This is a genomic window from Flagellimonas sp. B-3 (genome assembly GCF_056857835.1).
On the sequence record NZ_JBSXNW010000024.1, the window covers coordinates 1,047,116 to 1,068,806 of the forward strand.

At 40.9% G+C, this 21,691-nt stretch carries 21 protein-coding genes; 6 read left to right on the plus strand and 15 right to left on the minus strand.

Going from position 1 to position 21,691, the window contains the following annotated elements; translation table 11 throughout:
* Window positions 1-5: 5 nt before the first annotated feature.
* Together AC13CS_RS17205 and glpK are read right to left on the minus strand one after the other, a co-directional pair.
* Window positions 6-734, minus strand: a complete 729-nt coding sequence (locus AC13CS_RS17205; RefSeq protein WP_482888991.1) for an MIP/aquaporin family protein — start codon at window positions 732-734, stop codon at window positions 6-8.
* A gap of 34 nt (window positions 735-768) precedes the next feature.
* The gene (glpK, locus tag AC13CS_RS17210; RefSeq protein WP_482888992.1) at window positions 769-2,265 is read right to left on the minus strand and encodes a glycerol kinase GlpK; all 1,497 of its coding nucleotides are present in this window, start codon (window positions 2,263-2,265) and stop codon (window positions 769-771) included.
* A 60-nt stretch (window positions 2,266-2,325) separates the two neighbouring features.
* Here glpK and AC13CS_RS17215 point away from each other — a divergent pair, with 60 nt between their 5' ends.
* Window positions 2,326-2,865, plus strand: a complete 540-nt coding sequence (locus AC13CS_RS17215; protein ID WP_293165590.1) for a DUF1697 domain-containing protein — start codon at window positions 2,326-2,328, stop codon at window positions 2,863-2,865.
* On the opposite strand, the gene AC13CS_RS17220 is transcribed toward AC13CS_RS17215, so the two are convergent.
* Window positions 2,862-3,338 (minus strand): TspO/MBR family protein, encoded by a 477-nt coding sequence (locus AC13CS_RS17220; protein WP_482888993.1) that lies wholly within the window; start codon window positions 3,336-3,338, stop codon window positions 2,862-2,864. The genes AC13CS_RS17215 and AC13CS_RS17220 overlap by 4 nt on opposite strands.
* Before the next feature lie 94 nt (window positions 3,339-3,432).
* Between AC13CS_RS17220 and mvaD the strand changes: the two genes are divergently transcribed.
* The 5 genes from mvaD (at window position 3,433) to AC13CS_RS17245 (ending at window position 9,244) form a co-directional block, all read left to right on the plus strand.
* On the plus strand, window positions 3,433-4,518 hold the full coding sequence (gene mvaD, locus AC13CS_RS17225; RefSeq protein ID WP_482888994.1) for a diphosphomevalonate decarboxylase: 1,086 nt from the start codon (window positions 3,433-3,435) through the stop codon (window positions 4,516-4,518).
* 140 nt (window positions 4,519-4,658) lie between these two features.
* Complete coding sequence (locus AC13CS_RS17230) at window positions 4,659-5,597, plus strand: GHMP family kinase ATP-binding protein (protein ID WP_293165584.1); 939 nt, start codon at window positions 4,659-4,661, stop codon at window positions 5,595-5,597.
* A 10-nt stretch (window positions 5,598-5,607) separates the two neighbouring features.
* Window positions 5,608-6,513, plus strand: coding sequence for a geranylgeranylglycerol-phosphate geranylgeranyltransferase (locus tag AC13CS_RS17235; RefSeq protein ID WP_482888996.1), 906 nt, complete (start codon window positions 5,608-5,610; stop codon window positions 6,511-6,513).
* A 60-nt stretch (window positions 6,514-6,573) separates the two neighbouring features.
* The gene (locus tag AC13CS_RS17240) at window positions 6,574-7,416 is read left to right on the plus strand and encodes a pseudouridine synthase (RefSeq protein WP_482888997.1); all 843 of its coding nucleotides are present in this window, start codon (window positions 6,574-6,576) and stop codon (window positions 7,414-7,416) included.
* 100 nt (window positions 7,417-7,516) lie between these two features.
* Window positions 7,517-9,244, plus strand: a complete 1,728-nt coding sequence (locus AC13CS_RS17245) for an Eco57I restriction-modification methylase domain-containing protein (RefSeq protein WP_482888998.1) — start codon at window positions 7,517-7,519, stop codon at window positions 9,242-9,244.
* On the opposite strand, the gene AC13CS_RS17250 is transcribed toward AC13CS_RS17245, so the two are convergent.
* The 12 genes from AC13CS_RS17250 to AC13CS_RS17305 all read right to left on the minus strand — a co-directional run bounded on the left by AC13CS_RS17250 (window position 9,231) and on the right by AC13CS_RS17305 (window position 21,620).
* Entirely contained in the window at window positions 9,231-10,349 is a 1,119-nt protein-coding gene (locus AC13CS_RS17250; protein WP_482888999.1) for a hypothetical protein, read from the minus strand. The two genes, AC13CS_RS17245 and AC13CS_RS17250, sit on opposite strands and share 14 nt — an antisense overlap.
* A 1-nt stretch (window position 10,350) precedes the next feature.
* Entirely contained in the window at window positions 10,351-10,584 is a 234-nt protein-coding gene (locus tag AC13CS_RS17255; protein ID WP_482889000.1) for a helix-turn-helix domain-containing protein, read from the minus strand.
* Between the two features lie 255 nt (window positions 10,585-10,839).
* Window positions 10,840-13,029, minus strand: a complete 2,190-nt coding sequence (locus tag AC13CS_RS17260) for a DUF5916 domain-containing protein (RefSeq protein ID WP_482889001.1) — start codon at window positions 13,027-13,029, stop codon at window positions 10,840-10,842.
* A 182-nt stretch (window positions 13,030-13,211) separates the two neighbouring features.
* The gene (locus tag AC13CS_RS17265; RefSeq protein WP_482889002.1) at window positions 13,212-13,949 is read right to left on the minus strand and encodes a hypothetical protein; all 738 of its coding nucleotides are present in this window, start codon (window positions 13,947-13,949) and stop codon (window positions 13,212-13,214) included.
* Window positions 13,950-14,330: 381 nt separating this feature from the next.
* Entirely contained in the window at window positions 14,331-14,807 is a 477-nt protein-coding gene (locus tag AC13CS_RS17270) for a hypothetical protein (RefSeq protein ID WP_293165568.1), read from the minus strand.
* A gap of 83 nt (window positions 14,808-14,890) precedes the next feature.
* Entirely contained in the window at window positions 14,891-15,367 is a 477-nt protein-coding gene (locus AC13CS_RS17275; protein ID WP_293165566.1) for an Hsp20/alpha crystallin family protein, read from the minus strand.
* Between the two features lie 225 nt (window positions 15,368-15,592).
* Complete coding sequence (argH, locus tag AC13CS_RS17280; RefSeq protein WP_482889004.1) at window positions 15,593-16,876, minus strand: argininosuccinate lyase; 1,284 nt, start codon at window positions 16,874-16,876, stop codon at window positions 15,593-15,595.
* 90 nt (window positions 16,877-16,966) lie between these two features.
* On the minus strand, window positions 16,967-18,037 hold the full coding sequence (locus AC13CS_RS17285; protein WP_482889006.1) for a M20 family metallo-hydrolase: 1,071 nt from the start codon (window positions 18,035-18,037) through the stop codon (window positions 16,967-16,969).
* A complete protein-coding gene (gene argB / locus AC13CS_RS17290; protein WP_326277557.1) occupies window positions 18,034-18,813 on the minus strand; it encodes an acetylglutamate kinase in 780 nt (259 codons plus the stop codon). The genes AC13CS_RS17285 and argB overlap by 4 nt, the downstream gene beginning before the upstream one ends.
* 1 nt (window position 18,814) lies before the next feature.
* Complete coding sequence (locus tag AC13CS_RS17295; protein WP_482889007.1) at window positions 18,815-19,561, minus strand: SDR family NAD(P)-dependent oxidoreductase; 747 nt, start codon at window positions 19,559-19,561, stop codon at window positions 18,815-18,817.
* A complete protein-coding gene (locus tag AC13CS_RS17300; protein ID WP_482889008.1) occupies window positions 19,558-20,496 on the minus strand; it encodes a Rossmann-fold NAD(P)-binding domain-containing protein in 939 nt (312 codons plus the stop codon). Before AC13CS_RS17300 ends, AC13CS_RS17295 begins: the two co-directional genes overlap by 4 nt.
* Window positions 20,493-21,620: an aspartate aminotransferase family protein gene (locus AC13CS_RS17305; protein WP_482889009.1), complete on the minus strand. Its 1,128-nt coding sequence runs from the start codon at window positions 21,618-21,620 to the stop codon at window positions 20,493-20,495. Before AC13CS_RS17305 ends, AC13CS_RS17300 begins: the two co-directional genes overlap by 4 nt.
* Window positions 21,621-21,691 lie beyond the last annotated feature (71 nt).

Consider the following 21,691-nt stretch of genomic DNA (forward strand, 5'->3'; position numbering starts at 1 on the left):
AGGAACTATTGTAAAGCGATAGCAATCCAAGCAGCTATAGCAGCTCCCAAAATGGGCCCGATTACAGGAACCCAAGCATAGTTCCATCCATTGTGCCCCTTGTTTTTTAAAGGCAATAGCGCATGAACAATGCGAGGCCCTAAATCCCTAGCGGGGTTAATAGCATAGCCGGTAGTGCCACCTAAGGATAAACCTATGCCCCAAACAATTAAAGATACGGGCAAGGCTCCCAACGAACCTAGGCCAATAATGGCATCGTTTGTGGATAGCATGGCATCTGTAAAATATAGAACAGAAAAAACCAGTACAAAAGTGCCCAGTACTTCCGAAAAAAGGTTTGTGAATGTATTGGGTATGGCCGGAGCTGTGCAAAAAACCCCTCTTTTTACGCCCTCATCCTCGGTGGCATCAAAATGCTCTTTATTAACGAGCCAAACGCAAAAAGCGGCAAACATAGCCCCAATAAACTGTGCTAAAATATAACTTGGAGCCTCGCTCCATGGAAATTCTCCTGCAACAGCCAGTCCAATGGTAACTGCGGGATTAATGTGCGCACCGCTGTGCGGACCGGCAACAACAACACCGGTATATACTGCAAATGCCCATCCGGTAGTGATTACAATCCAGCCAGAGCCATTACCATAGGTTTTTTGTAGGGATACATTGGCATTTACGCCACATCCGAGTACCATTAACAAAAAGGTACCTACAATTTCAGATACAAAAGGAGTCATAAATGGAATGTTAGTGTTTGTGTTATTTGAAAAATTAAGGGTTCTCCGTCCAGAACTCCAATGCTTTTATGGCCTTATACCAACTTTTAATGCCTTCTTCAATGGTGTTGCGTTCTTTGGTAGGGTTAAAATGCACATCGGTCTGCCAAATATCTTGGATTTCCTCTGGACTTTCCCAATAACCTACGGCCAAACCAGCTAAATATGCGGCACCCATCACTGTGGTTTCCACAATCTTGGGCCTTACGGTAACGGTGTTCAATACATCGGCCTGAAACTGCATCAGCATATCATTTACGGTTGCTCCGCCATCAACCCGCAATTCTTTTATGGAAATTCCCGAATCGGCTTCCATGGCTTTTAGAATATCCATGGTTTGGTAAGCAATGGATTCCAGAGCGGCACGCGCAATATGTGCATCGGTACTTCCACGAGTGAGTCCAAAAATGGTTCCTTGGGCCTTTTGGTTCCAATGTGGGGCGCCCAAACCGGCAAAAGCGGGAACAAAAACCACACCGTCCGAACTATTCACCGAACTGGCCAGTTTTTCCACTTCCGAAGATGTTTTTATAATATTTAAGCTATCACGGAGCCATTGCACCACCGCACCAGCAATAAAAATGCTTCCTTCGAGTGCGTAATGAGTTTTTCCATTGATTTTCCAAGCTACCGTGGTAAGGAGGTTATTTTCGGAAACTATCGGTTTTTCGCCAATGTTCATCAACATAAAACAGCCTGTGCCGTAGGTGTTTTTTACCATGCCCTTTTTGGTACACATTTGACCGAACAAAGCAGCCTGCTGGTCACCGGCAATTCCTGCAATCGGGATTGGGGTGGCGAATAAGTTGGGAGTGGTGTGTCCATAGACTTCACTGGACTGTTTCACTTCGGGAAGCATACTCTTGGGAATGGTCAACAGTTCCAAAAGCTCATCATCCCAATCCATGGTATTGATATTGAACAGCATGGAGCGGCAGGCGTTCGTCACATCCGTAACATGAAGCCCTCCATCGGTCATTTTCCAAATAAGCCATGAATCAATGGTTCCGAGCACCAAATCACCGGCCTCTGCTTTTTCCCTGGCACCTTCCACATTATCCAGAATCCATTTCACCTTGGTGCCCGAAAAATAAGAATCAATCACCAATCCGGTTTTTTTACGGATCATATCGGATTTTCCTTCTTTCTTTAGTAGGTCACAATAATCCGCTGTACGCTTGTCTTGCCAAACAATGGCATTGTAAATGGGCTCGCTAGTGTTTTTGTCCCAAACCACAACGGTTTCCCGCTGATTGGTAATGCCAATGGCGGCCATTTGGGATGCTTTGAGTCCTTTTTTGCTTACAGCTTCTGCGGCCATTCCCGCTTGGGTGGACCAAATTTCATCGGGATCGTGCTCTACCCAGCCTGGTTTTGGGAATATTTGTGTGAATTCTTTCTGTGCTACGGAAATAATGGTCCCCTTTTTGTCGAAGACCACGGCACGGGAACTAGTGGTGCCTTGGTCCAAAGCAAGGATATATTGATTCATTTTGTTAATTTAAGTGCGTTTGAATTTACTAAAATAATTTTGAGTTCTGAATCGATTATTATGGGCAATACATTTATAGGACTACTTAGGGGAATCAATGTTAGCGGACAAAAGAAGATAAAAATGGCGGAGTTGCGTAGTATTTTGGAAGCTACTGGACTAAAAAACGTAAAAACATACATCCAAAGTGGTAACATTGTTTTTGAAAGTGAACAAGCTGACCGAAAAAAACTTCAGGAGGTTATAACCGATGCAATCCATCAGCGTTTTGGGTTTGATGTGCCAACCTTGGTGGTTAAAAAGGAAGATGTGAAAGCCATTTTGGAGGCCAATCCTTTTGCAAAGGAAAGTGAAGAAAATAAACTGTACTACGTTTTGCTCAAAACTCCTTCAAAAGAGGAATTGGTCAATCAGTTCAATCAACTTCATTTTGAACATGAGGGATACCAAATTACGAACCAATGTGTGTATTTATTATGTAAAAATGGGTACGGTAAGGCAAAACTCAATAACAACTTTATTGAAAAGAAGTTAAAAGTAGAGGCTACTACCCGTAACCATAAAACCATGTTGAAGCTTTTGGAAATGGCTTCGGGTTAAGGGTTAAGCTCCCAAATTTTATAGTTCAGAGCAGCGGCAAAGGCCACCCACAGCACATAGGGAATCATTAAAAGTGCGGCAGGTTTGCTAATGACCTTGAACCATTTTATGGTAAGTATGATCATCGTCAGCAAAGCCAAAATGACCACCATTCCACCAAGAGGATTTTTCAATCCGAAAAAAACAATGCTCCACAAGGCATTGAGCAACAACTGAAAAACAAAGTGGTACAGGGCGGTCTTTACCCAAATATGGTGGTAGCCTTTGGACCAAACAATTCCTGCGGCGATTCCCATCATAATGTATAGGGCAGTCCAAACAGGAGCAAAAAGCCAGTTTGGAGGTGTAAAGGACGGCTTGTTGAGGCTAAGATACCAATCGTTTACCGAGCTTTGGGTGGCTATGCTGGAAAGGAATCCAATGGCAAGGCAAATCAAAACACAGATGGTTATGTAAACAATTCTTTTTTTCATGGTCGGTGCAACTCCAACGAAAATAAGAATTTATTTCAATCCGACGCCCAGTACGCTTCCCCCTGCTTATATTTGTCCAAAATACCCATTCCAAATGACGGAAAAAGATTTTTTGCCAGGCGTCTATCAAAAATTGCTTGATAACGGCAAAGTAACTTGGAAAGCGCCCAGCAATATTGCTTTGGTAAAATATTGGGGAAAAAAACCCGTTCAGATTCCTGCCAACCCATCCATTAGCTTTACGTTGGATGCTTGTGCGACAACAACTTCCGTTTTGTTTGAGAAGAAGGATAACAATAAAGCGCTTTCTTTTGATTTACTGTTCGAAGGACAGCCCAAGGAGGATTTTAAACCAAAGATTCACACTTTTTTGGAACGTGTTGAGATGTACCTGCCTTTTTTGAAGGAATACCATTTTACGATTGAAACCTCAAATTCTTTTCCACATAGCAGTGGGATTGCATCATCGGCCAGTGGAATGGCGGCCCTTTCGCTATGTTTGATGGATATTGAAAAAAAACTGAACCCGTCTTTGGATGAGGATTTGTTCAATTCAAAAGCATCGTATTTGGCACGATTGGGTTCGGGAAGTGCCTGTCGCAGCGTAAAAGGCAGTTTGGTACAATGGGGAAGGCATGCAAACATACCTCAAAGCTCCGATTTGTACGGCATTGAATATCCGTTTGAGGTCAACCCGGTTTTTAAGAGCTATTGCGATACAATTTTGCTGGTGCACAAAGGACAAAAACAAGTCAGCAGTACCATTGGGCACCAATTGATGCACGAACACCCTTATGCCGAAAACCGATTTGAACAGGCATTTTCCAATTTAGACAAGCTAAAGCCTATTTTGGCCAATGGTGATTTGGAAGAATTCATTAAAATGGTGGAAAGTGAGGCATTGACCTTGCACGCCATGATGATGACGAGCATGCCCTATTTTATGCTGATGAAACCCGATACGCTGAAAATAATCAACAAAATTTGGGAATACCGTGAAGCAACCAAAACACCTGTTTGCTTTACGCTGGATGCTGGGGCCAATGTGCATTTGTTGTATACATCTTCCAACAAGGAGAAAGTACAGATTTTTATCAAAGATGAATTGATGGAATATTGTGAGAATGGTCAATACATTCACGATCAAGTAGGGTCGGGAGCCATTAAAATAAATGCTTAAAAATGAACAGCTAAGCCGTTTTTTTACGTTATTTGCCAAGATTTTAGACCATGGGAACAGGTTTTTATAGATAAAATCGGTTTGTTTATCGAATTTTATCAAAAATTAAACAAAATTTGTTTGTATCTTAGTAGTATCATATGAAAGGTCCATTATTTTATTCCAAGATTTTATTGTTCGGGGAGTACGGCATTATTAAAGACTCCAAAGGACTGTCAATACCCTATAATTTTTTCAAAGGGGCATTGAAAAGGGACAAGAACGATTCCGAAATGGCCCTAAAATCCAATAAAAGCCTAATGGCTTTTGCTGAATATTTAAAAAATCTTGAGACTGAAGAGCCTGGCTTGGTTTCTTTTGATATTGATACTTTGGAAAAAGATGTGGCAGATGGAATGTACTTTGACAGCTCTATTCCACAAGGCTATGGTATTGGTAGCAGTGGTGCTTTGGTCGCTGCTATTTACGACCGCTACGCTACGGACAAAATCACCGTTTTGGAGAACTTGACCCGTGAAAAATTACTTCAGTTAAAAAAGATTTTCGGGAAAATGGAATCTTTCTTCCATGGCAAATCTTCAGGATTGGACCCTTTGAACAGTTATTTGAGCCTTCCCATATTGATCAATTCCAAGGACAATATCGAGTCCACCAGTATTCCTTCACAAAATACCGAAGGAAAAGGAGCAGTATTCTTGTTGGATAGTGGTATGACCGGGGAAACGGCACCTATGGTGCAATTGTTCATGGAAAACATGAAGCAGGAAGGTTTCCGTAACATGATAAAAAATCAGTTTGTAAAACACACCGATGCCTGCGTGGAAGATTTCTTAAACGGCAACGTAAAATCGTTGTTCGGAAATCTAAAACAATTGTCGCACGTGGTTTTTGACCATTTTAAACCGATGATTCCATCTAAATTCCACCAACTTTGGCAAAAGGGGATCGAAACCAACGATTACTACCTTAAACTTTGTGGTTCTGGTGGTGGCGGCTATATTTTGGGCTTTACCCAAGACCTGGAAAAAGCCAAAAAAGCACTCAAAGGCCACAATTTGGAAGTAGTGTACAACTTCTAAAAGCAAATACATGCTTAGTAGAAAAAACAAACTCTTGCTTTTTAAGCTGTTGAGTCTGTTTTCAGTGGTCAGGGGTTATAACATCCTGGTCATTACCTTGGCGCAATACTTGGCCTCCATTTACATTTTGGCTCCCAATATACCTTTGCGCAAAGTGGTTTTGGACTTAAATCTGTTCTTGATCGTTACCGCTTCGGCACTTACGATTGCCAGCGGATACATTATCAATAACTTTTACGATGCCGAAAAGGATCTCATCAACAAGCCCACCAAGAGTATGTTGGACCGTTTGGTGAGCCAGCGTTTTAAACTGACTACCTATTTTATCCTCAATTTTTTGGCTGTTTTTGCCGCGAGCTATATTTCGTTTAAGGCAGTCCTGTTTTTTTCTGCCTATATTTTTGGCATCTGGATTTACTCGCACAAACTAAAGCGTATCCCTTTTTTGGGGAATTTAGTGTCCTCTACTTTGGCCATTGCCCCATTTTTTGTGGTATTTGTGTACTATCAGAACTTTCAAACGGTGATTTTTGTGCACGCCGTTTTCTTATTTCTATTAATTTTGGCCCGCGAAATGATCAAAGATCTGGAGAATATGGCCGGGGATATGGCCCAGAATTATAAGACTATTCCCATTATTTATGGTTCAAACGTATCAAAAACCATCATATCCTTGCTCATTGTCCTTACCCTGTTTCCTGCCCTTTTGCTTATCAAAACCTTTGATGTAGGGTATATGTACTTATACTTTATGGCCTGCATCGCTTTTTTGATTTTGTTTTTGTTCTTGCTGTGGAGGGCCAATGGCAAGAAACACTACGTTTGGCTGCACAATATCATCAAATTTATCATTGTGGCAGGCGTTTTCAGTATCCTTTTGATTGATGTGGATGTGGTGCTGAACCGAATTTTGTAATTCTTTGTTCTTTAGGATTTTTGGAACTTAAAAAGAGTACATTTGCAAAAAATTAGACTGATGGCGAAATCAGACAACAACAAAGGCAGAAGACCTTCCAAAAACTTCAAGGGCGGGGACAGAAAGAAGCCGTTTGATAAAAAATTTTCTTCAAAAACAAGGCAGAGCGCCCCAAAAAAAACATCCAATCCCGATGAAATTCGGTTGAACCGATACATTGCCAATGCCGGCATTTGTTCCCGAAGGGAAGCGGATACCTACATTGCCGCCGGGAATGTAACGGTAAATGGAAAAACCGTGACCGAAATGGGTTTTAAGGTAAAACGTTCCGATGATGTGCGTTTTGATGGTAAACGGCTCAGCTTGGAAAAAAAAGAGTACATTTTGCTGAACAAACCCAAGAACTTTATCACCACTACCAATGATGAAAAGGGACGCCGTACCGTAATGGAGTTGATTTCGAGTGCCTCAAACAATCGTTTGTTGCCCGTGGGCCGTTTGGATAGAAATACTACTGGACTTTTACTGTTCACCAACGACGGTGACCTCACCAAAAAATTGACCCACCCCAAACATAACGTGCGCAAAATCTACCATGTGCATTTGGACAATAATCTAAGTTTGGCCGATCTCCATAAAATTGAAGCTGGTCTTGAATTGGAAGATGGCCCAATTACCGTGGATAGTGTAAGTTACATTCAAGGAGCACCGAAACGCGAAGTAGGTGTGGAAATTCACAGCGGGCGTAACCGTATTGTACGCCGTATTTTTGAGCACTTGGGTTATAATGTTACCAAATTGGACCGTGTCATTTTTGCTGGACTTACCAAAAAGGATTTGCCACGAGGCCATTGGCGACACTTGACCGAGCAGGAGATGATTAATTTGAAGAATATAAAGTAATCCCTTTTAGGGGTTATAGGGTGACAGTTAGGCCAAGGTGGGTAGTGAAATTATGAGAACAAAGTTGTTTTCTCTGATGACTTTAAGTATCTTTGTTTTCATGAACATTAAAGAACAGATAAAGAGTACTGGGGCTACCTTCACACCTAAAGGTTTAGCTGATTTTTTGGCTAAGGAGATAACCAAATACATTGATCCCAACCAATCGTTTTCTGTTCTTGATCCTTCTTGTGGTGAAGGTGAGTTGCTTTTTTCCATTCAGAGAGTTCTTGATGATAAGGATTTGGAATATTCATTAAGCGGGTTCGATACAAATCAATCGTACTTGGATGTTGCAAATTCTAGATTTGAATTGCTAAATTCAAATAAAGTAAATCTTAAACAGGGTGATTTTTTAGAGTTAGTTGATTTGTCGGATAATCAATTGTCTTTGGGTTTCGGAGTTGAGAAAGGGGATTCAAGGATTAATTGTTCGGCTGATGTGATTATTGCCAATCCACCCTATGTGAGAACTCAAGTACTTGGTTCAAAAAAGGCGCAAGAGCTGGCAAAAAAGTTCAATCTGAAAGGTCGAGTGGACTTATACTACCCATTTCTTATCTCAATGACTGAGAGTTTAAAGGAGGGTGGCATTCTTGGTGTAATTACTTCAAATAGATATTTGTCAACCAAAGGAGGGGAAAGTATTAGAAAGTACTTGGTTGATAACTACGAGATACTTGAGGTTATTGATTTAGGCGATACTAAGCTTTTCGATGCTGCAGTATTACCTGCAATATTCATAGGGCGAAAGCGGTCAAACAAAAATAGTTTCATCAATAAAAAAGGAGCTCAATTTATAAAGATATACGAGGAACTAAACGGTTATAACGGAGAGTTTACCGAAGTAGGCAGTATTTATGATGTTCTTAAAAGCTCTGATTCAGTGTACTTTAATGTTGGAAACAAGAGGTATAAGAGAACAAATGGCTTGTTGAAATATGAAACCAACTCTGGTAGCCCCTGGCAGATGCTATCAAATACTGAGGCTGATTGGACCAACTTGGTGCAAAAAAATGCAAAGGGGTTTGTTGGCGATTTTTTCAAAGTTAGGGTTGGAATAAAGACCACAGCAGATAAAGTTTTTATATCGGATGACTGGGAACGATTGGGAAGTAGTATGCCTGAAAGAGAGTTGCTGAAAGAACTCATTTCCCAAGAAAATATAGAACGGTGGGGAGTTAATGACAAGGTCAGTTTGAAAGTTCTTTATACGCATGAACTGAAGGAAGGCAAAAAGCAAACAATCAATATTGATGATTATCCTTTAACAAAGGAATATTTTTTGAATCATTCTGAACAATTGAAAGGTCGCAAGTATGTGATAAGTGCGGGGCGTGAATGGTACGAAATATGGGTTCCGCAAAACCCGAAGTTTTGGAAAATGCCTAAGCTGATTTTTCCTGATATTAGCGTAAATCCTAGGTTTTATTTTGATAGTGGTGGAAAAATTGTAAACGGAAATTGTTATTGGATTGTAGCCCAGAATCCAAAAGAAGAAGAACTTTTATTGCTAATTCAAGGGGTGGCCAATACTAAACTGATGACCAAATATCATGACCTTGTTTTTAACAACAAACTCTACTCAGGCAGGAGAAGATATTTTAGTCAATTTGTTGAGCAATATCCAATTCCTGATTCCGACAGTCCCGAATCAAAGAAGATTATCAATTTAGTCAAGACTTTAAACGGAACAAAGGAGAAAGAAAAACAGCAGTCCCTTGAAATTGAGCTTGAGAAACTCGTTGCGTCTGCCTTCGGTGTTGAGACAGTACTCAATCTGGATTAAAAACAACTTGTCCGTAGTATTTCTCAAAGAACGACATAGGAATAGATCGTTGGCATTTGTAGCTCTGATCGCTAACATATGAAAATAACTCTCCCAATTTTTCTCCTGGGGAAAGAATAATCCCTTCTATTATTTCAGTAACAGGGTTGGTAAGTGCAATTAAATATCGGACGTCAAAAGTTGTCAGATTTTCACTTTCAACCACTATTTCTTCATTCTCAGGTGAAAATTTACCTAAATCAACAGTCGGAGAATCTTGAACCTTTACTTCAAGAAGCTGATTTTTAATGTCAGGGAATCCACCAAAGAGTAAATCACCTTCATTTATTTGATAACCAAGCAATTCAAGTGTCATTCGCTCTAAAGCTTGTCCGCGGTTTTTTGTGGCTGCTGCATTTAATTTTTCACCGATAAGTTTCTTGGCAACCCTCTCTTTTAATAGTTCTATGGAATACAGCTCACGGATTTGGGGTTTTTCTACCATTCCTGATTTGGGCGGATTGTAGTCATGCAGAATATGGTGAGAAAGTTTTTTAGAGTCGGAGAATGATAAGATTTTATCTTCTCTGGAGTATATCTCATTTCTGGCCTTAGATGAAATCAATAGTTGATGTTTGATTGTTTGTTTGCCAAATTTGCCAAATTTCTCTTCTATGTAAGCAGGTGTAAGGATAAAAACAGATGCTATTTCTGATTTAGAAATGTCAATTCTTACGAAAACGAACCTGACGTCATCACATTGTAAACTTTCCCCTGATTCATATTTTATCAGGAGCATATTGCTTGCAGGAATACGATTCCATACTTGAAGGTTATATGAAGTTCCCGATGTGACTATATAAGTGTCGATAAATTCACGAGTGATTTTTGGAACCCCTTTACCTTTTGGAGGTACTATTTCGTATTGACCTGAAATTGCAGGGATTGGTAATTCTTTGCTCTCAAGAATTGAAGCAATTAGCTTACGCACATTTGAACCATCAGTTCTAGTCTTCCCCGTTATTTTAAATGGTTTACCAATTAAGCTTGAAAATAGCTTTACTAGATCTTTCTCTTTAGTAAGTGCTTCAGGTGATCTGGCTGGAATTTTAAATTCTTTATTCATTTCAAAAGTTTAGCAGTTCATGTAATTCAACATTCAAAGCAGTTGCAATCTTTTGAAGATTAATGACAGAAACGTTTCGTTCACCGCGTTCTACAGAACCGATATATGTTCTATCTAAATCACATGTAAATGCTAACTTTTCTTGAGAGAGACCAGATTTAGCACGTAACTCTCTTATTCTCTGTCCAATATTGTTTAAAAGAGCTTGGTCTAATTCATTGTAAGAGTTTGTCATGGACAAAAATATTTTCAGCAAATCTCGCTCTATGATGTAAATAAGTCTACGGACTATAAGTATCTAATCGGTGAATTGGAAATAAGCAGATTCTTTTGATTCTCAATACTGGGGACTACAAGTTTTGGATCCAGATGGTTTTGGCAATTAGCTAAACATCGTTTCAATGATTTTTAGCGTACGATACCGAAACACCTTGCCTACGGCAGGCAGGAGTTCGGCACAGGTAAGTGAAGTTAGCCAAAATAATTCCAATCACCGATTAAACCAATACGTAAACTTCAGCGTCAACGACCATAAATTACCTTCCAGTGGGGATAGTTGTTCGTTGTTGTTAAAAACCAGGAACAGGTCGGAGGCAGGGGCGTAGCGCCATTGCAATCTGGAGTTGATGCCAAAATTTTTGTTTTGTTCGTTGTACTGGAACAGCGTGTTCCAAAACAGTTTATTGGTAAAGGTAATATCGGCCTCGGTGCCCACGAGCCAAAAATCGGTAGTGTACCAAGGCTCGGGCAAATCCAAATTATTGTAGCTAAGTCTAGCACCCAAACTCACATACGGCTGAAAACGATAGCCCAATTCCGCATTTATATTGGTGCGGTAACCTCCCGAAAAATAGCGGCCCAATCGCGTGGTCATATTGTAGGTAAACAAACTTTTAGGACGTGAATTATATGAAATATAAACCCCGTTCCAGTGGTGTTGCGTACCGGCTGCCAACTCCTCTTTGCCGGTATTGGTGGGGTCAAAAGGAGCCAAAAGCTGTACGTATTCGTTAAACACATCTACCCCTAAAGAGCTACGGTCCAAAAAGTTTACTGCGTACCCTAGAATGGATACATAATCCGTAGATTTCATGCTTGGGTTGAAATAATAAAACCCTGTGTACTGCGGACCATGGCTCACTACTTTATCGCTTGCGGGCAAAAACAGATACCCTACGGAACCTTCCAGCTTGATATAATTATTACGGGGTACAAAACCTACTTCGGAGGTAAAATTTGGGGAAATATATTCCTGTTGTACGCGCCAGTTCCAATTTCGGCTGCTGTATTCCAAATGTGCGCCTTGTGCCAAACCGTTATAAGAGGAATCGGGCCCAAAAGATTTGAGCATAAATACTTTACCATTGTACTTGTTATCAGCAGATGCCAAGTTGTACTCCAACCCTAAATTTCGGTTGAATTTGGTGTATTCGGTTTTTAGGCTGTCGGCCATAGCTTCGTAGTCCAAGGATTCCTTGTTTACAAACATCAAACCAATATTGGATCGGGAAAAGACCTTTTGTTGCAACGAAAGCACCGCAAAGTTTTGACTGGGAAGCCCTGTTTCGTCCATTTTCTCGGTTTGCATGTCCATTAAGCCCAAACGGAGGTTTCTATTAAGGTTTCCACTTACCCGGGCACCTGCAATAATGGGGACGCCCAGTCCTATCCTACGTGAAAAGAAAGGACGAATCTCATCGTACCCGAAACTGGCGAAGAGGTCGGCATTTTCAAGGAAAAACTGGCGTCTTTCCGGGAAAAAAAGCTCAAATCGGGTCAAATTGGCCACTTGGCGGTCCGCTTCGACCTGCGAAAAATCCGGGTTGATGGTCAAATCTAAATTCAAGGATGAGGTAAGCCCCAGTTTTAGATCGCCACCTACCTTAAATTCATTGTCATAATCAATATCGTCAATGCTGGAATTGCCCACCGTGCCCAGAACATAAGGAATAAGGGAATAATTGAGTCCCTGCTTTGGCGGTGGATTGTCCCACACCATGGTGCCGGTATAGGCCAAAGAAGCGGTGGGAAACTGTCTTGGAATAGGGGTCCAACTCGATTTTTCATTGGTACTGAGATCCAATCTCGAAAAATTGACGCCCCATTCCGTTACGTCTTTTTCGTATCTAATGGATTTAAAGGGAATGGCCATTTCCACTACCCATTTGTCTTCATAACTCTGTACTTCGGACACCCATTTACTGTCCCAATTAAGGTCAATGCTGCCTCCATTGGACATGGTGCCGTCCCACTGCGCTCCATAGGCGTTTGCACCAAAGCTAAAACCCGTGGTCTGGTTGTTGAACGGGTCCATGAACAATAGAAAATTATCGTTGCCTCCAAAGGAAAAGTCCCTACGGAGCGATTCAACCACATAGGTATTCCCCGGCGTTTTAAAAAAGGTGGCCAAGAGGTAGAGTTGTTTATCGTCATAGGCCATTTTTACTTCGGATGGCTGTGTGGCCTTGCGATCGTCCATGGGCAATACCATAAAAAAGTCCTTGGCAGTTTCTGCCTTTTGCCAAGTGGCCTCGTCACCGATACCATCTATGGTGAAGGTTTCATTGGTTTTAAATAGGTGGATTTTGTAATCGGCATTCTTCTTTTGGGCTAATGAAAGCGTACAAAAGAGCATGGCAAAAGCCACGAGAACGGGGGTTGAAAAGTGTCGGTTGATCATTGTTTGTTTAGTGAGGCAAAAGTAATAATTTACTTTGATTTTTAACAATGCATCAAAACAGAGGTGTCTGTATTGTTGAAAATTATAATTTTCAAGTAGATTTTCATAAAGTGCGTAAACAATCTATACTTTGGAAAGTCTCCCATGCATAACACATTTGTAAACAAATTATAAAAGTGAAATTATACAATGGAACCGAAATTGTATTTATTGTTCAAAGCATATAAATCTTGACAATCTTGATCAATAATGTACAATTTATTCAAATAGTAGATGTAGGAACCCTTTAGGGATGAATTGTTGGCACTGTTTTTTGTGGGATACTTTTCCAAACCTTTTGTCCAAGAATGCAAACTATTATAAAGTTGAAACAGAACAAACTTTATAAAGTTGTTGTCCTTTGGATTTTCTTCTGCTTTTTTAATATAAAAATCCAAGCGCTCGGTATAGGTTCCACTTTCGGTAAAACTTCTGTTTAAAGTGACGTTATTGCTTTCAATGCAATACGCATCGATCCAATGTGTATTTCCATCTCCATTGGAAAAGACGAAAAATTGGCAATCCTCCATAAAAGGAGCTAACTCCACCACACTATAGTATATATTTTCCAGAGCAATGTATATAACATCGGAAAGCATTTCAAATACCAAAAACGTATCGTCATCTTCAAAAAAATCGAGATCCCAATATTTGTTTCCCCGTATATTTTTTTGCTTAAAAAAGTGGATGATTTGGATGTGCTCTGGAAGGTTGTCAAAAACTGTTCTTGCTTCAACAGTGTTTTTGATTTTAATTACCAGCCTGTTATGTAATGGTTCCCTAAAAGGATATACTTGATTAAAACATAGGCGATAGCGTCCAAAATGCGGACTCCTCTTATTTTTTTCCAAACCAGTATCACTGCCTAAATAGGGGTTCATTTTTTAATGTATGGTCAAAAAAATTGGTGAATGCTTGTTCAGCAAAGGGAAGTTCGAGAAATTTAATGTTTAGATCAAGGCCCAATTGACGAATGGCCCTTTTGGATTGATGGATTTGAGCTAAGATTAAAAAAAGTAAGCTGTAATTTAAAAACCAAGGACTTTTTGCGTCCCCTCGCCGGCACAAGTATCATGCTTGTGCCTATGCTGAAATACGCTGAGTGCAATTTTGTTTGACTTAAATTCTAGTTAGAAAGTTGATGGGTTAATTTTTCAGCCCAATTTATGCCAAAACTTTTCTGTTTTCATCCATTTTTCATCAAAAAAATACCCCTGTACAAGGTGCAGGGGTATTTTTTTGGTGGGATGAGTACGTTATATTTATTGGTTTTCTTCCTCTTTGTGTTCGGGCACATATTGCCCCATAAATCTTTTATGCATTTCCTCCATGCGTTTGTGCAATAAGTCTAAATTGATAAAGTCTTTGCCCAAAGGACTTTCAAAAAAGTCTTCCTCAAAAAAATGTTTGGCAAAAATAGAATCGTCTTCAAAAAAATTATTGAAGTCATTTTGATTGAAATATGAAAAATGCTTGGAGAACTTGGATTTAAATGATGAAAACAAACTATCCCGGTTCAAATCGCCCAATTTGTTCGTGTAATCCGATGAGGACCACGAGTAAATCGAATCATAACGAATCAGATTGCCTTCTTTGTCAAATTCCTTTTTCACTTCCCAATTTCCTTTGGGCTGCTCTGTCATATTTTGATTTTCCTCAACTTTCCCAGTTGTGTTTTCCTGACCATTGCAGCCAAGACCAACCAATGAAAGCAAAAAAACTGCAACGAATTTTTTCATGGGATCAAATTTTGGTTAAACAAAACACGTGAAAAACATTGTGTTGAAAGAGAGACCGATTTCGGTCCCTCTCCCAAACAATTTTATGCAATTTTGATGGTGCGCGCCGGTTTTTGAATGGCTTCTTCCAGCTTTGGCAAATGGATGCTCAAAATACCATTTTTATACTCGGCTTTTATCTTGTCTTCGTTTACCGTTTCTGGCAACGTAAAAGAACGCTTGAATGATGAATACCCAAACTCCCTTCGAATGAGATTGTCCTCGTTTTCTTGGTTTTCTGTTTTGGAATCAGCGCTAATGGACAAAATTTTATTGTCCAAGTCCACCGTAAAATCGGATTTTTTCAACCCGGGAACGGCCATTTCCACATAGTAGGAATCTTTGGTTTCCTTAATGTTTACCTTGGGAAGTGTGATTCCCGTGTTAAAGTTGGAGGTAAATACGGTTGGCAACTCCTTGTTGAACAATTCATCAATCCAAGAAGACCACATGGGGAAGGTTGGCCCATTCGAATTAGATTTTGCCGTACTTCCATTTTTTGTTGCAACTAAATTACTCATAACTGCTAAATTTTAAAGTTAGACAATAATTCAAATAGTTCACATGAAAGCATTCAAATCAAATGCCAAATTCAGCAGTGCTGCATTCTTTATATTTTTTTAATATTCAGGTTTTCAGAATGTTAATTTTTTTTCAGAAAAATGTCAAAATGACATTTTAGTAAAGGAGAACCTGTGAGATCAAGTATGATATGTTGTCAGTTTTACATATGGTAGGCACCTTTTTTAAGAGAACAGAGCATTCATCTTCTCTTTTATCTGCTCTAGACATAAATTGCCCAAGCTGCCCTCGTGGGTATGGTCAATGTCGCGTTTTGGTTTAAAATTGCCATTTTCTATGGCCTTGCCCATAGTTTTATAGGCATCGCGGAAAGGCATGCCACTTTTTACAAGTTCGTTCAAGGTGTCCACACTAAAGAGGTAATCATATTTGGGGTCGTCCAAAATAGCTTTGTTTACCTTGATTTCCTTTAGGCTAAAAGTCATCATCTCCAAACAAGCATGCATATCTTGCAACGCAGGAACAATGACCTCCTTCACCAATTGAAGGTCCCTGTGGTATCCGCTGGGCAAATTGTTCATTATTAAAATGAGTTGGTTGGGCACCGCTTGAATTTTATTGCACTTGCCCCTGATGAGTTCAAACACATCTGGGTTTTTCTTGTGCGGCATAATGCTGCTTCCCGTGGTGAGTTCATTGGGGAAGGAGATAAAATCAAAATTCTGGCTCATGTACAGGCAAATGTCCATCGCCATTTTGGATAGGGTAGCCGCTACGCTCGAAATCCCGAAAGCCGTCGCTTTTTCCACCTTGCCACGACCCATTTGGGCGGCCACCACATTGTATTTTTGGGTAGCGAATTCCATTTCGGCAGTGGTGAAACTCCTATCAATAGGGAACGAACTGCCGTAACCCGCAGCACTGCCCAGAGGATTTTGGTCGGCAACTTTATGGGCGGCCTGTACAAAGTACAGGTCATCCACCAAACTTTCGGCATAAGCAGAAAACCAAAGCCCAAAAGAAGACGGCATTGCAATCTGAAGATGGGTGTACCCGGGCAGCAAGACATTTTTGTGTTTGTCCGCAAGATTCATCAGCAAGTCAAAAAGAGCCTTTACCTGATTTTTGATTTCGGTAAGCTCATCTTTAAGATACAACTGCATGGCTACCAAAACTTGATCGTTACGGGAGCGTGCAGAATGGATTTTTTTACCGGTATCACCCAATTTTTCGGTCAACATAAACTCGATTTTGGAGTGCATGTCCTCAAAATCATCCTCAATGGCGAACTTTCCTTTTTGGATGTCCTTGGCAATACCATCCAATGCTTTGGTCAAATCCTTGGCTTCCTCTTCGGAAATCAGGCCGACCTTGCCCAGCATTTTAGCGTGTGCTTTGGAGGCGATCACATCATATTTGGCCAATACCAAATCCAATTCACGGTCGTTACCTACGGTAAAATGGTCTATTTTTTTATCGGTACTGAATCCTTTGTCCCAGAGTTTCATAATTTCAGTTTTGTCATTCCCGTGAAAACGGGAATCTTATGATTTCGATATGTATTGCCCTTCGACTAGGCTCAGGGCCCAATTTTTGTGCTATTGCAAAAATCCCGTTAGGGTTTTAATGTAAATATCTATCCCTTCTTCAATTTCGTTGACAAATATAAATTCGTTGGCCGAATGCGATCTTGTACTATCACCAGGGCCCAATTTTACCGATTGGCAGGTCAGTGCAGCTTGGTCGGACAAGGTAGGGGAACCATAGGTTTTTCTTCCAAGGGCCAGCCCACTTTTCACCAGATCATGATTGGGGTCAATGGACGATGAATTCAGCCGCAAGGATCGAGGCGTCATTTTGCACGGTGCTTCTTTCTGGAGAATATTGGCAATTTCTTGATTGCTGTAACAATCGTTCACGCGAACATCAATCACCAGATCTACATGGCCGGGCACCACATTGTGTTGGTTCCCGGCATTGATTTGGGTAGTGGTCAATTTTACCTCCCCCAGCGCATCGGAAACCTTATCAAAGGAATAATCTTTGAGCCATTGTAACACCTCAATAGTGTTGTAAATGGCATTGTTGTCGTTGGGATGTGCCGCATGGGATGGCGTTCCTTCCACCACAGCATCAAAAACCACCAGTCCTTTTTCGGCTATGGCCAAATCCATGAGCGTAGGTTCGCCCACGATGGCCACATCTATTTTTGGAAGGATAGGGAGCAATGCTCTAATACTTTTTTCTCCAGCATCTTCTTCCTCGCCCGTAGCAGCCACAATTATGTTATGATTTAGACCTTCTTTCTCATAAAAATGAACAAAAGTGGCCAATAGCGATACCAAACATCCCCCGGCATCGTTACTGCCAAGTCCGTACAGTTTACCGTCCTCGATATGAGCATCAAAAGGGTCTTTGGTATAGGCGCTGTTCGGCTTTACCGTGTCGTGGTGTGAATTTAGTAGCAAGGTAGGCTTGCTCTCATCAAAATATTTGTTGAAAGCATAAATGTTGTTGTGCTGCCTTTGGGTTTTTACGCCAAAACTTTGCAGAAAGGCTTCAATGGCATCACCTGTTTTATCTTCCTCACCTGAAAAAGAGGGTATGCTTATGAGTTTTTTCAGCAGTTCAATGGCTTTTTCCGTTAATATGTCCTGGGTTATTTTCATAAGGTCAATGTGGTATAGTCTGAGTTGTTTGCCTCCAGCATATTGGTGTTTCCTACGCAAACTTTGGCAACATGGTTGCGCAAGGCATAAAAACAGTTGTGCATTTTGGGGAGCATTCCGTCCGCAATGATTCCATAAGCCAAAAGTTCATCATAGCCTTTGGAATCTATGTGCTGAATTACGGAGTTTTCATCTTCAACATCTTGGAGCACACCTTTTTTATCGAAGCAATAATAAAGTGTTGTTTCAAATTGGTCGGACATGGCAATGGCAAGTTCGGCAGCAATGGTGTCGGCATTGGTGTTCAACATTTGTCCCTTGCCATCGTGGGTAAGTGCACAAAAAATAGGGGTAAAACCAGCCTGAAGCAATTTAAAGATACCGTAGGTGTTTACCATATCCACATCGCCCACATAACCAAAATCAACATTCTTTTTAGGCCTTTTATGGGCTTTGATCGCATTCGCATCGGCTCCGCTCATTCCAATGGCATCGGTACCCAACGCCTGTAATTTGGCTACTATTTTTTTGCTTACCAATCCCCCGTACACCATTAGGGCAATGTCCAGGGTTTCGGCATTGGTAATCCTTCTCCCGTTCACCATTTTGGATTCCACACCCAATTGATTTGCCAATTCCGTGGCTTTTTTTCCACCTCCGTGAACTAAAATCTTATTTTCGTTCATTTTAGAGAAAAGCTCTAATACGTGCTTAAACCCTTCGGCATCTTCTATAAGGTTTCCGCCTATTTTAACTACGGATAATTTTTGTTTCATGCTATGTATTTATAATCCCTCCATCTATGGTAACTGTAGTTCCCGTAATCCATGAACTGTCATCAGATACTAAAAAAAGTACAAGTTTAGTAATATCTTCAGGCGTGCCCAACCTTTTTAACAATGTAGTCCTTTTCGCATTTTCCACAGCAGTTTCTGGTTGTTCAAATGCCTTGGCGGACTCCCATAATAGAGGTGTGTCCACAGGGCCGGGACAAATGGCATTCACTCTAATTTTTGGCGCAAAATCAACCGCCATTTGCTTCATTAGGGCAACAGATGCCGCTTTTGAAGCACAATACGCCGGGTGATTTGGAAAACTTTTAAATGCTGCAATTGATGCATTGATCAATATATTGCCTTGCGGTTGTTTCTGTAAGTGTGGTAGAGCGTATTTACAAAGATAAAATATGGAGCTTAAATTGGTGTTGATGGTTTTTTGCCAAGATTCTATGGATAAATCTTGAACATTCCCTAATCCGAGAATACCAGCGTTCAATAATAGAATATCCAGTTTTCCGTAGGCCTCCAGGGCCGTTTCCACCAATTTTTTGTTATAGGATGGGTCCGTAATGTCGCCTGCCAGAAATACGGCATTGTCCAATTCTTCTTCCAAAGCCTTTCCCCTTTCTTGGTTTCTACCAGAAAGTACCAAGCTAGCTCCTTCGGCAGAAAGTCCTTTGGCAATGGATTTCCCCATTCCACTTGTTGCTCCGGTAACTATACAAACCTTGCCCTTTAGTTTCATATGTCTTCCAATATTTTCTTTAATACAATTTGTGCTGAGAAAATTCTGTTTTTGGCTTGTTCCACCACCAAAGATTGCCCGCTGTCTAAAACAGCATCCTCCACAATCATATTTCTTCTAACCGGGAGGCAGTGCATAAATTTGGCATTGCCTAGTTTCTTTTTGGTGATGGCCCAATCGGTATCTTTGCTCAACACTTTTCCATAATCGGAATAGCTGCTCCAATTTTTTACGTAGACAAAATCGGCATCTTTCAACGCTTCATCTTGATTATACTCAATTGTACAACCCTTGGTTATCTCTGGATTGAGTTCATACCCTTTTGGATGGGTAATCACAAAATCAGCATCCTGCTTTTTCATCATCTGAATAAATGAATTGGCAACAGCATGTGGCAACGCTTTTGGGTGAGGGGCCCAAGAAAGCACGACTTTGGGTCTCTTTTTGGTTTCATTCTCCTTCAAAGTGATGGCATCTGCCAAAGCCTGAAGCGGGTGACCCACCGAACTTTCCATGTTCACTACGGGAATGGATGCATATTTGGCAAATCCGTTGATGACTTCTTCGGCCTCATCTTTCTCCTTATCCTTTAATCCTGCAAACGCTCTAATGGCAACAATATCTGAATATTGGGAAACCACTTGCGCAGCTTCCTTAATGTGTTCCGAAGTGCCTTGGTCCATTACAGTGCCATCCCCGTATTCCAGGGCCCAACCTTCGTTTCCAAAATTCATGATCATTACTTCCATGCCAAGGCTCATGGCCGCTTTTTGTGTGCTCAAACGTGTTCTGAGACTATTGTTAAAAAACAACAAGCAGATGGTTTTCCTTTTGCCCAAATCTTCAAACTGATACGGGTCTTTTTTTAGGTTGATTGCTTCGTCCACCCAATCGGGCAGGGATGCTATATCGTTAACTGTTAGATAATGCTTCATTTTAATGCTTTTTTGAGCGCTTCAAAGAATAGGTCTATATCACTTTTTGTGATGTTCAGGGCCGGTAAGAACCGCAACAAATGCTTGTTTTTGGCACTGCCGGTGAACATGTGCTGCTCCACGATCATTTTTTTACGTAGGGCGGCAACTTCAAAATCGAACTCCAGTCCAATCATCAACCCTTTTCCTTTTATATTTTTGATTTCCGGTACTTCCGCAGCTTTTTCCTTGAAATAGGAGCCAAGTTCAGCAGCGTTTTTTATCAGGTTTTCATCTTCCAAAACCTCCAAAACTGCCAGAGATGCCGCACAGGCCAAATGGTTGCCACCAAAGGTGGTGCCCAAAAGGCCATACGATGGTTTAAAAGATTCATGAATCAAGATACCGCCAACAGGAAAGCCGTTCCCCATACCTTTGGCTATGGAAATAATGCCGGGTTGAATGCCGTGATGTTGAAAAGCAAAGAATTTACCGCTTCGTCCGTAGCCTGATTGTACTTCATCTGCAATAAGAACAACATTATTTTCCTTGCATTTTTTGGCGATAAACTGGAAGAATTCCGTGGTAGGTTCATCCAATCCGCCCACACCTTGGATGGCTTCCAAGATAACGGCGCAATAATCATCGCTTTTGATGGCCTTTTCAAAAGCATCAAAATCGTTCAATGTCAAGAAAGTTACCTCTTGTTGTTTGTTGATAGGGGCATTTATGCTCGGGTTGTCCGTGGCAGCGACCGCAGCAGATGTTCTCCCGTGGAAACTATTTGTAAATGCGATGACTTTGGACTTCCCCGTGTGGAACGAGGCCAGTTTCAGAGCGTTTTCATTGGCTTCGGCTCCTGAATTGCACATAAAAAGGTCGTAGTCTTCGCATCCGGACATTTCGCCCAATTTTTGGGCCAAGGCTGTTTGCAGTGGATTTTGGACAGAATTGCTATAAAACGCCATGTTGTCCAATTGCTCCTTAATTCGCTTTACATAATGCGGATGGGTATGACCAATGGAAATTACGGCATGTCCTCCATAAAAATCCAGATATTTTTCCCCTTTGTCGTCCCAGACCTCAATGCCTTTGGCCTTTACTGGGGTAACATCGTAAAGTGGGTATACGTCGAATAGTTTCATATTTTTTCTTTTATCCTTCCCACGAAGGTGGGAATCGTATCAAATCGTTCTCAATTGTCCTTCGATTCCGT

Excerpts from the sequence above, each read along its gene's own strand:
- argH (WP_482889004.1), bottom strand. The coding sequence starts at position 16,876 with ATGAAACTCTGGGACAAAGGATTCAGTACCGATAAAAAAATAGACCAT.
- AC13CS_RS17275 (WP_293165566.1), bottom strand. The coding sequence starts at position 15,367 with ATGAGTAATTTAGTTGCAACAAAAAATGGAAGTACGGCAAAATCTAAT.
- argB (WP_326277557.1), bottom strand. The coding sequence starts at position 18,813 with ATGAAACAAAAATTATCCGTAGTTAAAATAGGCGGAAACCTTATAGAA.
- AC13CS_RS17260 (WP_482889001.1), bottom strand. The coding sequence starts at position 13,029 with ATGATCAACCGACACTTTTCAACCCCCGTTCTCGTGGCTTTTGCCATG.
- mvaD (WP_482888994.1), top strand. The coding sequence starts at position 3,433 with ATGACGGAAAAAGATTTTTTGCCAGGCGTCTATCAAAAATTGCTTGAT.
- AC13CS_RS17245 (WP_482888998.1), top strand. The coding sequence starts at position 7,517 with ATGAACATTAAAGAACAGATAAAGAGTACTGGGGCTACCTTCACACCT.
- AC13CS_RS17295 (WP_482889007.1), bottom strand. The coding sequence starts at position 19,561 with ATGAAACTAAAGGGCAAGGTTTGTATAGTTACCGGAGCAACAAGTGGA.
- AC13CS_RS17220 (WP_482888993.1), bottom strand. The coding sequence starts at position 3,338 with ATGAAAAAAAGAATTGTTTACATAACCATCTGTGTTTTGATTTGCCTT.
- AC13CS_RS17205 (WP_482888991.1), bottom strand. The coding sequence starts at position 734 with ATGACTCCTTTTGTATCTGAAATTGTAGGTACCTTTTTGTTAATGGTA.
- AC13CS_RS17285 (WP_482889006.1), bottom strand. The coding sequence starts at position 18,037 with ATGAAAATAACCCAGGACATATTAACGGAAAAAGCCATTGAACTGCTG.
- AC13CS_RS17230 (WP_293165584.1), top strand. The coding sequence starts at position 4,659 with ATGAAAGGTCCATTATTTTATTCCAAGATTTTATTGTTCGGGGAGTAC.
- glpK (WP_482888992.1), bottom strand. The coding sequence starts at position 2,265 with ATGAATCAATATATCCTTGCTTTGGACCAAGGCACCACTAGTTCCCGT.
- AC13CS_RS17250 (WP_482888999.1), bottom strand. The coding sequence starts at position 10,349 with ATGAATAAAGAATTTAAAATTCCAGCCAGATCACCTGAAGCACTTACT.
- AC13CS_RS17255 (WP_482889000.1), bottom strand. The coding sequence starts at position 10,584 with ATGACAAACTCTTACAATGAATTAGACCAAGCTCTTTTAAACAATATT.
- AC13CS_RS17240 (WP_482888997.1), top strand. The coding sequence starts at position 6,574 with ATGGCGAAATCAGACAACAACAAAGGCAGAAGACCTTCCAAAAACTTC.
- AC13CS_RS17235 (WP_482888996.1), top strand. The coding sequence starts at position 5,608 with ATGCTTAGTAGAAAAAACAAACTCTTGCTTTTTAAGCTGTTGAGTCTG.
- AC13CS_RS17265 (WP_482889002.1), bottom strand. The coding sequence starts at position 13,949 with ATGAACCCCTATTTAGGCAGTGATACTGGTTTGGAAAAAAATAAGAGG.
- AC13CS_RS17270 (WP_293165568.1), bottom strand. The coding sequence starts at position 14,807 with ATGAAAAAATTCGTTGCAGTTTTTTTGCTTTCATTGGTTGGTCTTGGC.
- AC13CS_RS17215 (WP_293165590.1), top strand. The coding sequence starts at position 2,326 with ATGGGCAATACATTTATAGGACTACTTAGGGGAATCAATGTTAGCGGA.
- AC13CS_RS17305 (WP_482889009.1), bottom strand. The coding sequence starts at position 21,620 with ATGAAACTATTCGACGTATACCCACTTTACGATGTTACCCCAGTAAAG.
- AC13CS_RS17300 (WP_482889008.1), bottom strand. The coding sequence starts at position 20,496 with ATGAAGCATTATCTAACAGTTAACGATATAGCATCCCTGCCCGATTGG.